At 60.3% G+C, this 14071-nt stretch carries 12 protein-coding genes, 4 tRNA genes and 1 rRNA gene; 1 reads left to right on the forward strand and 16 read right to left on the reverse strand.

The genetic code is table 11. The annotated features are described in order from the left end of the window. Positions 1 to 96: 96 nt before the first annotated feature. The 8 genes from DXA70_RS05505 to DXA70_RS05540 form a co-directional block, all read right to left on the reverse strand. Positions 97 to 172 (reverse strand) — tRNA-Thr (locus tag DXA70_RS05505). A 3-nt stretch (positions 173 to 175) separates the two neighbouring features. After that, positions 176 to 252: transfer RNA gene (locus DXA70_RS05510), tRNA-Asp, on the reverse strand. Between the two features lie 292 nt (positions 253 to 544). Then, positions 545 to 620 (reverse strand) — tRNA-Trp (locus DXA70_RS05515). A 3-nt stretch (positions 621 to 623) separates the two neighbouring features. Further along, positions 624 to 699: transfer RNA gene (locus tag DXA70_RS05520), tRNA-Thr, on the reverse strand. Between the two features lie 135 nt (positions 700 to 834). Next, positions 835 to 2217, reverse strand: a complete 1383-nt coding sequence (locus DXA70_RS05525; protein ID WP_128117835.1) for a sigma-70 family RNA polymerase sigma factor — start codon at positions 2215 to 2217, stop codon at positions 835 to 837. A 73-nt stretch (positions 2218 to 2290) separates the two neighbouring features. Next, complete coding sequence (gene fabG / locus DXA70_RS05530) at positions 2291 to 3337, reverse strand: 3-oxoacyl-ACP reductase FabG (protein ID WP_347475414.1); 1047 nt, start codon at positions 3335 to 3337, stop codon at positions 2291 to 2293. Between the two features lie 244 nt (positions 3338 to 3581). Then, on the reverse strand, positions 3582 to 4085 hold the full coding sequence (locus DXA70_RS05535; protein WP_022256124.1) for a nucleoside deaminase: 504 nt from the start codon (positions 4083 to 4085) through the stop codon (positions 3582 to 3584). Continuing rightward, complete coding sequence (locus DXA70_RS05540; protein WP_112115776.1) at positions 4082 to 4516, reverse strand: CPBP family intramembrane glutamic endopeptidase; 435 nt, start codon at positions 4514 to 4516, stop codon at positions 4082 to 4084. Before DXA70_RS05540 ends, DXA70_RS05535 begins: the two co-directional genes overlap by 4 nt. Before the next feature lie 192 nt (positions 4517 to 4708). Here DXA70_RS05540 and DXA70_RS05545 point away from each other — a divergent pair, with 192 nt between their 5' ends. Next, positions 4709 to 5566, forward strand: a complete 858-nt coding sequence (locus tag DXA70_RS05545) for a DegV family protein (RefSeq protein WP_128117836.1) — start codon at positions 4709 to 4711, stop codon at positions 5564 to 5566. 65 nt (positions 5567 to 5631) lie between these two features. Here the strand turns inward: DXA70_RS05545 and DXA70_RS05550 are convergent, their stop codons facing one another. From DXA70_RS05550 to rrf, 8 genes are all read right to left on the reverse strand, one after another. Next, positions 5632 to 6405 (reverse strand): TSUP family transporter, encoded by a 774-nt coding sequence (locus tag DXA70_RS05550; protein WP_112115774.1) that lies wholly within the window; start codon positions 6403 to 6405, stop codon positions 5632 to 5634. A 108-nt stretch (positions 6406 to 6513) separates the two neighbouring features. Then, positions 6514 to 7365 carry a serine hydrolase gene (locus DXA70_RS05555; RefSeq protein ID WP_128117837.1) on the reverse strand — a complete coding sequence of 284 codons (852 nt, stop codon included), beginning with the start codon at positions 7363 to 7365 and terminating at the stop codon, positions 6514 to 6516. Positions 7366 to 7387: 22 nt separating this feature from the next. Next, entirely contained in the window at positions 7388 to 8386 is a 999-nt protein-coding gene (locus DXA70_RS05560; RefSeq protein ID WP_128117838.1) for a dipeptidase, read from the reverse strand. Between the two features lie 18 nt (positions 8387 to 8404). Then, a complete protein-coding gene (locus tag DXA70_RS14200) occupies positions 8405 to 8782 on the reverse strand; it encodes a C40 family peptidase (RefSeq protein WP_243001126.1) in 378 nt (125 codons plus the stop codon). Between the two features lie 26 nt (positions 8783 to 8808). Next, complete coding sequence (locus DXA70_RS14205) at positions 8809 to 9399, reverse strand: hypothetical protein (protein ID WP_243001127.1); 591 nt, start codon at positions 9397 to 9399, stop codon at positions 8809 to 8811. Continuing rightward, positions 9396 to 12767: a DEAD/DEAH box helicase gene (locus DXA70_RS05570; RefSeq protein WP_128117839.1), complete on the reverse strand. Its 3372-nt coding sequence runs from the start codon at positions 12765 to 12767 to the stop codon at positions 9396 to 9398. The genes DXA70_RS14205 and DXA70_RS05570 overlap by 4 nt, the downstream gene beginning before the upstream one ends. Positions 12768 to 12906: 139 nt before the next feature. Next, positions 12907 to 13689 (reverse strand): hypothetical protein, encoded by a 783-nt coding sequence (locus DXA70_RS05575; protein WP_128117840.1) that lies wholly within the window; start codon positions 13687 to 13689, stop codon positions 12907 to 12909. A 121-nt stretch (positions 13690 to 13810) separates the two neighbouring features. Beyond that, positions 13811 to 13927, reverse strand: a 5S ribosomal RNA gene (gene rrf / locus DXA70_RS05580). Between the last annotated feature and the right edge of the window lie 144 nt (positions 13928 to 14071).

Genomic DNA, 14071 nt, shown 5'->3' on the forward strand with positions numbered 1-14071 from the left:
TTTCTAATACCCATTATGATACACCATTTTGGGCTCTGCTTCAAGGCAAAAACAAAAAAACCACCCAAATCTCAACGGATTCAGGTGGTTTTGCTCTGGAGCTGCTATCCAGATTCGAACTGGAGACCTCATCCTTACCAAGGATGCGCTCTACCAACTGAGCTATAGCAGCAAATGGCGACCCGGATCGGGCTCGAACCGACGACCCCCAGCGTGACAGGCTGGTGCTCTAACCAACTGAGCTACCGGGCCATGATCGCTCAAGTTCGCGGCGTTTTGACCGCGGGAACGTTGACTATTATACCGGAGAAGCCGTGCGTTGTCAAGCAGTATTTTCAGAAAAAGACAAATTATTTTGCCAGAGTCGTTCTCTTCCGGCTGGCACGAGCGGGAGTTTGCCAAAGCAAGTGTCCGGAGGGCGGGGCCCGACTGCCGCAGGCAGTTGGGAGGGGGATGGAATGCCCCTCACTTGCGTGGCAAAGCTCCCCGAGCGCCCTCCTGCAAAACAAAACGCCCGGAGCTCCCAAAAGAGTTCCAGGCGTTATGGCAGGGGTAGTAAGTTTCGAACTCACGGCACGCGGTTTTGGAGACCGCTGCTCTACCAGCTGAGCTATACCCCTATGTGGAGCTGCTATCCAGATTCGAACTGGAGACCTCATCCTTACCAAGGATGCGCTCTACCAACTGAGCTATAGCAGCACACTCACAGCTCGATTATTTTAACATAAGGCGCCGTGAATTGCAAGAGGTTTTGGCAAAAAAGTTTTGTTTTTTGCAAAAAAGGAGCCGCCGCAGTGCCGCGGCAGCTCCTTTGGATGGGTTTGCTCGGGATTCTTACTCAATGAGGCCGTTCAGCAGGGCCAGGCACTTGCGGCTGTGCAGCTTGCGGATGGCCTTTGCCTCGATCTGGCGGACACGCTCACGGGTGACACCAAAGTCGCGGCCAACCTCTTCCAGCGTGCGGGGACGGCCATCGTCCAGGCCGAAGCGCAGGCGGATGACTTTCTCCTCACGGGGGGTCAGGCTCTTGAGGGCCTGGTTGATCTGCTGGGCCACCATCGCACGGTCAGCTGCCTTGCCGGGAGCCTCGGCGTTCTCGTCAGCGACGAAATCGCCCAGGGAGGAATCCTCTTCCTCACCCACAGGGCTCTCCAGGCTGGCGGGCTCCTGAGCCATCCGCTGGATCTCGCGCACGCGCTCCACGCTCATGTCCATGGCCTTTGCCAGCTCTTCCGGGGTGGGCTCGTGGCCATTCTGGTAGACCAGCTGGTTGGTGGCCTGACGCATCCGGTTGATGGTCTCGACCATGTGCACCGGGATGCGGATGGTGCGGGCCTGGTCCGCAATGGCGCGGGTGATGGCCTGACGGATCCACCAGGTGGCGTAGGTGGAGAAGCGGAAACCGCGGTCGCAGTCAAACTTCTCAGCGGCCTTGATGAGGCCGATGTTGCCCTCCTGGATCAGGTCCAGGAACGCCAGGTTATGGCCGACATGCTTTTTGGCAATGGAGACCACCAGACGGAGGTTGGCCTCGCTCAGGCTGCGGCGGGCGTTCAAACCGTCGCGGCGGGTCTTGAGCAGCTCCTGACGCTTTTCCTCGGTCAGGGGGCCGTTCTCCACCGCCTCCATGGCCTCTTCTTCAGCGGCCTTTTCCTCAGCGTCCTCGCTGGATTTCTCGTTGCCCTCTTCGTCCAGGTCCTCGGTGTAGCTGCGGCTGTTCTCGTCCTCCTCAAAGGAGAAGCGGGCACTGTTCTTCTTGATGTATTCCGGCGCGCCGTACTTCTGGCGGTCAGCCTGCAGGATGTGGGCAGCCTCGGCACCGGAATGGATGCGGCGGCTCAGTTCCACTTCCTGTTCCGCGCTCAGCAGCGGGATCTGGCCGATCTGCTTGAGGTAGTTCTTCACAGGGTCGTCCAGCAGCTCATCCATGGCAGCTTTGAGGTCAGCCGGGTTCTCCTCCGCGCTCTCCTCCTCTTCCTCGCTGATGCCCATGTCATCGCTGTTGTTCTCGGCGTTTTCCACCTCGGCAATGATGCTGTCCACGTCCAGGCTGGTATCCGCCTCGACCTCGTTGTCCAGGATCTTGATGCCGCGCTCCTCCAGGAGGGTGTAGAGCGTTTCCACGTCCATTCTGCACTGTGCAGCCAAATCTTTGGCCTCCTGTGCCGACAGGGTGCCCTCACCTTTGGTCAACAGTTCCTTTAAAGTCATGCCCATTTCGCTCTCTCCTTTTCGCTTTGGGGAAACCCCGTCCGGGGTGTTGCTCTTAAAATCCGCGGACAAAACTGCATCAGATCACCAGCCCGCCGTTGACACCAAACACTTGTCCGGTGATGTATCCGGCGTCCTCTCCGGCAAGGTAGAGCAGCAGTTTTGCCACTTCGTCCGCGCTGCCCAGGCGGCCCACAGGGGTCTCCTCAGCCAGAGCGGCCTTATCTTCGGCGGTAAATGCCGCCATCATATCGGTGTCGATGACACCCGGGGCCACACAGTTGACGGTGATGCCGCTGGGGCCCTCTTCCTTGGCCAGTGCCTTGGTCAGGCCGATGAGGCCCGCTTTGGCGGCTGAGTAATGTACCTCGCAGCTGCCGCCCGTCTGGCCCCACATGCTGCTCACCGTCAGGATGCGGCCCGCCTTGCGGCGGATCATCCCGGGGAGCACCAGCTGGCACAGGTTGAACGCGCCGGTCAGGTTGACATCCAGCATGTGCTGCCACTCTTCCGGCGTGATGTCGGTAAAAAGCTTCTGCTGGGCAATGCCCGCGTTGCTCACCAGCACATCCACCCGGCCCAGCGCCTGCTCCACCGCATGGAACGCCAGCTCACAGCTGGCCCGGCTGGCCACATCGCACTGAACGATGGTGCAGCCCGGCAGGGCTTTTTCCAGCGCCGCAGCGGCCTCCGCATTTTTGTGGTAGAACACCGCCACCCGGTAGCCTGCCTCATAAAAGGCTTTGGCGGTGGCCGCACCGATGCCCCGGTCTCCGCCGGAGATCAGCACCGTCCGCCCGTTTGTCCGGATAGCCGGCACAGGTGCTTCCGGGGCCGCCGCAGGCTCCTCCGGCGCTTTCACTTCCGCCGGGGCCAGCTCCGGCACAGGCTCTGCCCGCACAGGTTCCCGCTCCTGTTTGGGCATCTCCCGCGGCTTCCGGGCCGGGATGACGATGGTGGGTTCGTCGTCCGGGAAATCCGGGACTTCCGGCTCTTTCGCCTTTCCAGCCGGTTCCGGGGCCTCAGGGGCTTCCGGGGCAGGCTGCAGAGGCTTGCCGGGCAGTTTCACCGTCTCGGCGTTGTCCTCCGCCATGTCAAATGTCAGTTCAAATTCGTCGTCGTACAAGAGTCAAACCCTCCTGTCGCTTGTTTCTCTGTAAGGCATTTTCCAGCCTTGCAGGGGGTGGTGGTCGGCCCTGCGCCCAGCGGAGCTGCACTCTGCTTTCTTCTTCCGGTCATGTCCGGTCCTGCGGTGCGCCCGCTGGCTCCTGCGCGTGGTTTCGACAAGTTACCATTGAATAATATAGCACAAATTGCCGAAAAAAGAAAGTGGGAACCCGTGCTTTTTCACGCAGTTCCCACTTTTTTCATCATTTGGACTTGTTTTGTCCCTGTACCGGCGGTTTCCACTTCGGCCTTGCAGCCCGCTGCTCCCGCAGACGGAGGAAAAACGCCTGCAAAAGAGCCTGCGCTTCCTCGGCCCGGAGGCCCCGCTCCACCACCGGGTGGTGGTTGAACGGCAGGGCAAACAGGTCTGTCACCGAGCCGCAGCAGCCCGCCTTGGTGTCGGCCGCGCCGTACACCACCCGTTTGACCCGGCTGTTGAGGATGGCCCCGCTGCACATGGGGCAGGGCTCCAGCGTGACGAACAGCTCACACTGCCACAGCCGCCAGCCACCCAGCTTTTTGCAGGCCGCGTCAATGGCCAGCAGCTCCGCGTGGTGGAGGGCGTTTTTCTCGGTCTCCCGGGTGTTGTGGGCGGCGGCAATGATCTCGCCGTCCTTTGCGATGACGGCTCCCACCGGCACCTCGCCCAGCGCCGCGGCCTTTTCGGCTTCGGCCAGGGCTGCACCCATCAGTTCGTAATCGGTCATCCCAGTCCCCTCTCTGCCAGACATCCGGCCAGCACGATGCAGTTGTTGAGGCAGTGGAGCCCCATGCCGGGCCAGAGCCGCCCGGTGTGCTCCACGGCCCAGCCAAACACCAGCCCCATGGCAAAAGCGTAAATTTTCGCCTCCGCGCTGCCATGAGCAGCGGCAAACAGCACCGCCTGCCCCGCCAGCGCCACGCCGGGCCCCAGCGGGCGGAGCAGCCGCTGTACCCCGCCCCGGAAAATCAATTCCTCTCCCAGCGGCAGCACGGCACAGACCCGCAGAACCGTCCAGCCCATCTTCTCCGGCTCCTCCGGCAGAGTCATGCTTCCGCCGGGCAGCAGCAGACTGCCGGCCACGGCCACCGCAGCCCAGAGGGCCGCCGCCTGCCCGAACGCTTTCCAGAACGCCGGGCCTTTTTCGATCTTGTTCATGGCGCTGCCTCCTGTCGGCGGACATTGTACCACACCCGCCCCTTGGGTGCAAGCAGTTTTGCGCCTGCACGAAGAAATTTGCTTCAAAAGATTGACTTTCCGGTTGGTGTTCTGCTATAATTTTACCGACTTTTTACTTATTTCTGTTGTTTTACAACCGTTCCGGGCGGCTTCCGCCCATGGAGGTATTTTATGATCCGCATTCTCACCGATTCCGCGTCCGATATCCTGCCCGCAGAGGCCGCGCAGCTGGGCGTGACAGTCATCCCCCTCAACGTCACGCTGGAGGACGGCACCGTCTTCCGGGACGGCCTTGACAAGACCCCCTCTGAATATTATGCACAGCTGGCCGCCTGCAAGAAGCTACCCACCACCAGCCAGCCCAGCCCGGAGCTGTTTGAGTGCTTCTTCGCCGAGGCAGCGGCCGCAGGCGATGAGGTCATTGGCATCTTTCTTTCCCATGAGCTTTCCGGCACTTGCCAGTGCGCTAAGCTTGCGGCAGACCTGGCCAACGTGGACAACGTACTGTTTGTGGACAGCACCAATGTCTGCCTGGGCGAGGGCCTGCTGGTGCGGCTGGCCGTCCAGCTGCGGGACGCTGGCAAGACGGCCGTGCAGATCGCAGCCTCGCTGGAGCACGCCAAGGAGCACCTGCATCTGGTGGCCGCCATCGACGACCTGAAATATCTGCGCAAGGGCGGGCGTCTGCCCGCCGCTGCTGCCGTAGCAGGCGGGATGCTGGGCATCAAGCCCCTCATCACCATCAAAGAGGGCAAAGTGGCTCTGGCTGGCAAGGCCCGGGGCCTGCCCGGCGCCTATGTTGCCCTCTTCAAAAAGATCGAAGAGCTGGGCGGCATCCACCCCACGCTGCCCGCGCTGGCAGGCTACACCGTCGCCCCCCGTGAGGTGGCCCCCATCCAGGCCTACCTGCAGGATAATCTGCACCGTCCCGAGGCCCTGACCCGCCAGATCGGCTGCGTCATTGGCACCCACGCCGGCCCCGGCGCGTTCGGCCTGGCGTTCTTTGATGAAGCACTGGTCATCGAATAAAAATAGGATCCATGAAAAAAGCGAGGAGCCTGACTCCTCGCTTTTTTGCGTCTACACTTCTTGTTTTACAACACCGCATCCGAAATGAGCTTGCCCAGCAGGAGCACCAGCACCACCAGCATCATGGGGCGGATGAACTTTGCCCCCTTGCGGAGGGCGAAGTGGGAGCCCAGCAGGTTGCCCGCGATGCCGCTGATGGCACAGGGGATGCCGATGGAAAAGACCACCAGCCCGCTCATGAGGTAAGTAAAGAGGCTGGCATAGTTGCTGGCCAGGTTGAGCACCTTGCCGTTGCCGTTGGCGGTGCGCAGATCAAACTTCATCAGGCTGGAAAAGGCGATGATGGCAAAGGTGCCCGTGCCGGGCCCCACCAGACCATCGTACAGACCGATGCCAAGCCCGATGCCCAGCGCCAGCGCCGCTTTTTTCAGGTTCATGGTACCGTCATCCCGGTTTTCGTCCGGGAGGTTGCGCTGCCACAGGATGATGACCGCCGCAATGGGCAGGATGATGAACATGGTGGTCTTCAACACCTCATCGCTGAGCAGCAGGACGATGTGCGCCCCCAGCGCGCTGCCCGCAAAGCTGCCGATGGCCGCCAGAATGCCCACCTTGACGTTCATGGCACCATTTTTGAAGAAGCTGGCCGTGGCAAAGGTGGTGCCGCAGGCAGCACTGAACTTATTGGTGGCATAGGTGTAGTGCGGCGGCAGCCCTGCAAACAGATAGGCCGGCAGGCTGATGAGCCCGCCGCCGCCCGCCGCGGAATCCACAAACCCTGCAAATCCGGTCATAAAGACAAGAAACACCATCATGACCGGGGAAATTGTAATACCCATTGTTATAATTCCTTTTTATTATCCAATATTCTCTATCCAACTCCCCTGATAGGGGAGCTCCGCGACGTCCCCGCTGTCAGCGGGTTGGAGCGGTGAGAGGTTTTCTTTTCAATTCCGATACAGCTTGCCCTCACAGGCCAGGATCTGGTCAAAGATCATCCGGGAGACCCTTGCACCATATACCATGGCCGGGTGGCCGTCGTACTCGATGATATCATGGAAGTCTTTGTTCATCAGCACGATGACGTATTCGCCGTAGGGGGTATGGATGATGCCGCCGTCGTTGCGGCAGGCGTTCATGCTGCCGCTCTTGCTGGCCACCCAGATCCGCTCCGGCTCGCCGGTCTCCTCGCAGTCCAGGTAGAACTGGGGGAAATCGTGGGTGAGCATGGTGTTGTAGTGCTGCTGGCGGAAGATGGCCAGCATCTCGGCGCTGGCCTCGGCGCTGACGAGGGTGCCCTTGGCCACCTGCGCAAACAGGGAGGCGTAATCCCGGGGCGTGGTGGTGCCCAGCTTCTCATAGCGGTCAAAGTGGAGGGGGTTGTGGAGCACGGTGTGGGCAAAGCCCAGCTCTTTGATGCAGGCGTTGATGGTCTCCAGCCCCAGATAATCAATGACCATGTTGGTGGCGATGTTATCCGAGCAAATGATCATCATGGTGGCCGTGTCTTTCACCTTGAGCTTTGCTCCCACGCCCAGAGCCCGCAGCATTCCGGAGCCGTCCACAAAGTGCTCCGGTCGATACTCGATCTCCTCGGTCAGGCTGGCCTTGCCCCGGCTGGCCTGTAAATACAGCACCGCCAGGATATAGGCCTTGATGGTGGAGGCCGTTTCAAACTCCTCGTCGGCTCCCATCTCCACGGTGTGGCCCTGCAGGTCGTCCACAAAGACGCTCATTTTGCCCTGATAGGAGTACAGCTCGGCAGCGATTCGCTTTTCCAGCGTCATATTCTGATCCATTTTGGAATATCCTCTCTTATTTTTACAGATTGTCCTCAAAGAAGCGCTGTGCGTTCCGGTAGAAAACGCGCTCCACCTCGTCCTCGGTGAAGCCCTCGCGGCGGAGCGCCTCGGCCAGCAGGGGCAGCTTGGAGCAGTCGTCCATCTCCAGCTCGCCGCCGATGCCGTCAAAATCGCTGCCCAGACCAATGATCTCAATGCCGCCCACTTTCTTAAAGTGCGCCGCGTGCTTTGCCATCAGGGCCACGGTGCTGCGGCAGAGAGACTCTTTCGGCTGGTTGTCCAGGAAGCCCGAGCAGTAGTTCAGGCCCACCAGGCCGCCCCGCTCTGCCATGGCCCGGATCATCTCATCGGTCAGGTTGCGGCAGTGGGGTGCCAGAGCGCGGCAGTTGGAGTGGCTGGCTGCAAAGGGACGGGTGCTGTGCTCGGCGATGTCCCAGAAGCCCTTATCCGAGAGGTGGCTCACATCTGCAATGATGTGCAGCCGCTCCATCTCGGCCAGGAACTCGAAGCCCTTTTCTTTCAGGCCGGTCTTCGTATTGGGCTGGCAGGGCCAGATGGTATCCGTGTCGGCTCCCGGCACCACATTGGGGCTGGCCAGCTCGTTTTCGTGGTTCCAGGTCAGGGTCATCATCCGGACGCCCAGCTCATGCATGAGCCGCAGCACGCCCAGGCTGCCCTTGCAGCAGCCGCCCTCTTCAATGGTCAGCATTCCGCTGATCTTGCCCGCCTCCGCATTCTTGCGGAGATCCCCCGGCTGATACACCGGCGCGATAAAATCGCTGTACTTTGCCATGATCCGCTTGAAGATGTCGATCTCCTCCAGCGCCGCCACCAGCGGGTCCTGCCCCGGGCGGGCCAGGTTGACAAAGGCTGCAAAGCACTGCAGCATGTAGTCACCTTTTTGCAGCTTTTTCAGGTCGATCTGTAAATCGTTTTCCGCAAAGCTCTTGGGCTGGCCTGCCTCCTCGGCATACCGCAGCTCACTGAGCGTGTCGCAATGTAAATCAAAGACTTTCATAATATCCGCCTTCCGTTCTCAAAAGATACTTCCCACCGCATTCAGACACTTGACCAGATCTTCCCGGTAGAGCGGGTCCGCCGGGTCCAGACTGTTGAGCACCACGCCGCCGCTGACCGCGGCTCCCGTGGAGTGGATATACCGCCCGCCGCCAAGGTAGAGCGCCACATGCCCCGGGAAGAAGAGGGCGTCGCCCGGCTTCTTTTCCTCAAAAGGCACCTCGTGCATGGGCCAGCCCTCCACGATGCTGGCATCCCGGTAAATGAGGACGCCGCACTGCATGTAGGCGCTGCTGACAAGGCCCGAGCAGTCAATGCCCCGGCCGGATTTGCCGCCCCAGCGGTACTCCGTGCCCATGTATTTCCTGGCCTGCTCACAGACGGCGGCACGGAACACCTCCTCGCTGCCGCCGTACCAACGGTTCAGGCTTCCTGCACCAGCTCTGCGGCGGGGATGCCTTTCTGCTTTGCCAGCGCCTCGTCAAAAGGCAGACCCTCTTCCTGCGAGAACACAGCGCTCATCTCATACCGCACCGGTTCCAGCGCCACATCCCGGACATAGCCAACGCGGCCATCCACCAGCCGCACCTTGGCCCAGCCCTTGTGGGACTCGGCCTCCTCGGGCGCTTCCGCCATCCGGCGCAGCAGGCCGCCCCGCTCCAGCTCCATCATCCGGACGCCCTGCACCTTGGGCAGGTTGAGGACATCGGTGGCCCGTCCCGCCAGGACCATCGGCTCCGCGAGGTAGTCCCGCAGGGGAGCTTCCTCGATAAACTGCAGCTCCCGGGTAAAAACATAGCCGTGGTAGCCGTAAAAGCTGACCACCTCGGCCACATCCGGGGCCAGATGGACTCCGGCCGCCGTCACGCCGCCGGGGGCAGTGCGCACCTGACAGGCCTGCCCGTAAAGCCCCTCATCGCCAATGGTGGAGACCGGCCCCGTTTCGCCCTCCTTGATGGGCTGAGGCAGATCGTAAATGGTGCCTACCGGCACGGAAAACAATGCGTATTTCATGTTTCGCTCACCTCCAGCAGCTGCAGCAGCTCGTCCGGCCGCATGGACAGGATGGCGCCATCCGCCGTCCCGGTCACGGTATCGGCCAGCGACTGCTTGGCCTGCTGCAATTCCACGATTTTTTCTTCAATGGTGTCCTGTGCAATGAGTTTATACACCTGCACCGGGTTCTGCTGCCCGATGCGGTAAGCGCGATCGGTGGCCTGATTCTGAGCCGCCACGTTCCACCACGGGTCGTAGTGGATGACGATGTCGGCCGCCGTCAGGTTGAGGCCGGTGCCGCCTGCCCGCAGCGAGATGAGGAAGACGCTCACCTCGCCGCCGTTGAACCGGCGGACCAGCTCCGCCCGCACGGGCTTGGGCGTGGAGCCCTGTAACGTGAAGTGGCTGATGCCCTCTTCGTCCAGCCGTTTGGCCAGCAGCTCCAGCATGGAGGTAAACTGGCTGAACAGCAGGATACGGTGTCCGCCCTCCACAGCGGAGGCCACCAGTTCGATGCAGGCATCCAGCTTGGCGCTGCCGCCCTCCCAGCCGTCCACGATGAGGCGGGGGTCACAGCAGATCTCCCGCAGCCGCATGAGAACGGCGAACACCGCCATTTTGTCCTCCGGCTTTGCCGCCTGCAGCTTGTCCCGGGCGTCCACCACCGCTGCCAGATAGAGCTTTCGCTGCTCCTCCTCCAGCTCAATGCGGTGGATGTTCTCGGTCTTGGGGGGCAGCTCTTTCAGCACGTCGGCTTTCATCCGGCGGAGGAGGAACGGCCCGGTCAGCTGGTTCAGCCGGCGGGCGGCAGCCTTGTCGTCCTCCTGCACGATGGGCTTTTCAAACCGGGTGCAGAAGCTCTTATAAGGCGGCAGATAGCCCGGCATCAGGAACGAGAAGATGCTCCACAGCTCTCCCAGCCGGTTTTCTACCGGGGTGCCCGTCAGTGCAAACCGCACCCGGCTGTTGATCTGGCAGGCAGCCTTGTATTTCTGGGTGGTGTGGTTCTTGATGGCCTGGGCCTCATCCAGGATGCAGGCGTAAAACGCCTGCCCGGCGTACAACTCTTCATCCCGCCGGAGCAGGTCGTAACTGGTCACCACCACATCGGCGCTGCCCCACTGTTTTGCCAGCGCGGCCCGGTGGGCGGCGTCGCCGTCCACGACCAGGCAGTGTAATTCCGGCGTGAACTTCTGGCATTCCTCGGCCCAGTTGAGCACCAGCGACGCCGGGCAGACGATGAGGCTGGGCAGAACGCCCTCGTCTTTCGGTTTGCCGGGCCGTTCCTGCCCGTTTTCTTTCATGGCCAGCAGGTAGCTCAGCACCTGCACCGTCTTGCCCAGGCCCATATCGTCTGCCAGGATGCCGCCCATGCCGTAGCCATCCAGCGTCCGCAGCCAGCGGTAGCCGTCCCGCTGGTATTTTCGCAATACTTTTTGTAAGGATGCAGGCGGAGTATACTCACTGTCTTTCACCGCATGGAAGCTCCGGCTGATCCGCCGGAACGCGTCGTCCCGGTTGAAGCGGATGCCGTTCTGGCCCGAGAGGGCCCAGTCCAGGCTGGGAGCCCGGTACAACGGCAGCTGAGTGTGGCCCTGCCCGAGCTTCGCGCCCGAGAGTTCCAGCGTCTCGTTCAGCTCGTCCAACCCCTCCAGCGAGTCGTCCAGCCGGAGCAGCCGCCCGTCTTTCAGGCGGTGATACCGCTTTTTCTGGTGGAGAGATTTGAGCAAGGCCCGCAGCTCCCCCACCGGGAACTCCCCGGTGTCCACTTCCAGGTCCAGCACGCTCCCATGCACCGACACACCCACCGCAATCTTGGGCGGGGCGGCCTGCAGATTGCGGAATGCATCGCTCAGGTAGACCTCCCCCTCTGTCAGCAGGGCAGGCACGCCCTCTTCCAGAAAGGTGTAGACCATTTCTTCGTCGTCGGTGCTGTACTGGGCGGCATTGCCGTCCACGCCGGGCTGCAAGTAGGTTCCCAGCAGCCGCGCGGCCCGCTTTTCGGCCCTGGCATCCCGCAGCAGGCCACTCGGGGCCGGGGCAAAGGGTGTCACTTTTTCCTCCCCGTACAAAAACTCGGCGTGGGCCGAGACGGCTCCCATCCGGGGCGCGTCCAGATAAAACTGCACCACCGGTTCCAACGGAATTTGATTCAGCAGCAGCCGCTCCGGATCCTCGATGGTCACGTTCCGGCCCAACTCCGGCAGGACAAAACTGCAAAAATCCGCTGCATCCTGTGTCGTGAAAAACAGGCTGCTGCCGCACAGCGTCTTGAGGGCCGGTAAAACGCGCCCGCTCTGGACACGGTCCAGCTTCCAGAGCGTTTCGTCGCTGAACAGGTAATCATGGTCCAGCCCTGCCACAAACCCCAGCGAGGGCGTTACACTGACCTGCACGCCGCCCCGGCGCTTTTCCACCTGCATGGTCAGGGCGGGCAGACCCGTTTTTAAGGCATAACCGCCCACCTGCCCCGTCGGCTCATAGAGATGGACCAGCTCGTCCAGCCCCTCGCCGCTCAGGGCCATGCCGCCTGCCACCGGGCTCCTGGCCGCTGTGGCGTAGCCGCGCAGCTTCTGGAGGTTTTGCTCCAGACTTTCCCGCACGCTCTGCTGGCGGCGCAGCACGGCCAATAGCTGCTGTGCCTCCGGGGCAAAGGCCTCTTTCCGGTGCAGAAAGGTCAGCGCTTTGCCGTAGCTCACCACCCGGCCCTGTTCTACAGCGTTCAGCAAGTCCGGGATGCTCTTGACGAGGTACTGCCGCCCGCCATCCGAAATACGGAGCCGCAGCCAGGGCTGCTCCCCGGAGAGCAGGGTCAGTTCCGGTTCCAGCTCGGCAAACTCCCGGCGCTGCCCCTCTTCGGGTGCAGGGAGCGGCAGCTCAGCCAGTGTATTTTCCTGATAGGTCCGCAGCAGCTGACGGGCGGCGGCATCCGTTTCCGGCTCATCGCCCCGCCATTTCTTTCCAAAAAGCATTTCCAGGCTGGAAGCATAGCTGTCTTTCCGGGCAGCACTCTCCTGCGCAAACTCTGTTCCCCGCACCACGCCCGGGATATTGTTCAGCTGGGTTTTCTGCGCAGGCTCCACCGCGGCAGGCTGCGTTTTGCCCTCTTCATCCAGCATCAAAAGGGCACCGATGTGCTTACAGCAGGGGCCCTCGCCGTTTTCGTTATACGGGCAGGTACAGCTGGCGCTCACAAAGCTGCCGTTTTCCCGCAGCCAGGCCTGCGTATGGTAGCGGTTTCGCCCGCCGCCGCGCACGTCGGCCGTCAGATGCCGCACGCCGTTTTCGCTGGTCTCACAGTCCAGGCCTTCCACCCGGTCCAGATACGCCTTGGCCCGCGCAAAGATGGTACTGCCCAGCAGATAGCGGATCTCTTCCATGTCCATGCCCGTTTCCTCCCTCTGCAATGCTCTATTGGTTAAGCATACCTCACCCATCGGCCAGATGCAAGGGATTTGGAGAAAAAATCCGCTGCCTCCATTGAAGAAGCAGCGGAAAGATTTTGCTTGGTGCGCTTGGCGTAAGTCAACGCTCTACATAGATTTTATAAACATGCTCGATCTGATAGGGATCTCCCATCAGGGTGTTTCCATCGCTGAGGATGACCAGCACATCCCCGGCTGAAACCGCAGTCAGGTTCATTTTTTCTTCCGCCCTGGTCCGCAATTTCTCAGAAACCTTGCTGAACCAATAACGGCTTCCATTTTCATCCACCGCCATCAGCGTATCCTGTTCCAGGTCAGTTTTTAGAACTTTCAGCTCTGTCCGATAACTTCCGAATGCAAAGAGCTCTTCGATCTTCTGATATCCCTCATGTCCCCTGCCCTCTTTCGGAGCAAAGTACATCTTTTTTCCATTTACCAGACAAATATTGCGGTTCTCATAAAATGTCAGGGTCAGCTTTACTTCCGCCTCCCCTGCTTCTGTCTCGTTTCCATAGCGGAGCGTCACACTTTTTTCGCCTGCATCAAAAGTTTCCTGATCAAGGCACGGCAAATAGAGTGCACTGTCCAGATAATTCCGGACATTCTGATATAAAATCGTAAAACAGCCTGCCCGATAATCGTTTTTCTCTGTTATTCCCCGCAATGTCACTGTTAACTCATCAGCCTGAAAGAGCTCACTTGTCTGGATCGGTTCTGTGATATTCTGGTGGCGATAAAACAGCAATGCTACCAGCGCAACACTCAGGAGCAGCAATACAGCAGCCATACCATAAGCAATGCCTCGTATTTTTGTTGATTTCCAGCCGATTCCAAAAAATGCGAGGCCCGCAGCGGTCAAAAGCATGCAAAATATCCAGCCCATTTCTCATGCTCCTTTCACGTATTTTTTCCATTATATCGGATTTTTCCGGAAAGCACAATCGGTGCAGCGGAGAATACAAACAAAAAGCCCCTGAGAGAGATCTCTCAGGGGCTTTCATTCAAGTCGGCGACTACCTATTTTCACGCGCCGTTTCCAGCGAACTATCTTGGGCACGAGTGAGCTTAACTTCTGTGTTCGGAATGGGAACAGGTGGAACCTCACCGTCATCGTCACCGACCATATGACTGACCAAGTATAACACACCGTGTTATCTTTGTCCAGTGTTTCTTAGAAGGACGTGCCTTCAAAACTGAATAATCACTGCTCACATTTTTTCGTTGACTCTTGAGAGTCTCAAGCGAATTGTGGTCAAGCCCTCGAT

This window comes from Faecalibacterium sp. OF04-11AC (genome assembly GCF_003460645.1).
Lineage (GTDB): Bacteria > Bacillota > Clostridia > Oscillospirales > Ruminococcaceae > Faecalibacterium > Faecalibacterium prausnitzii_I.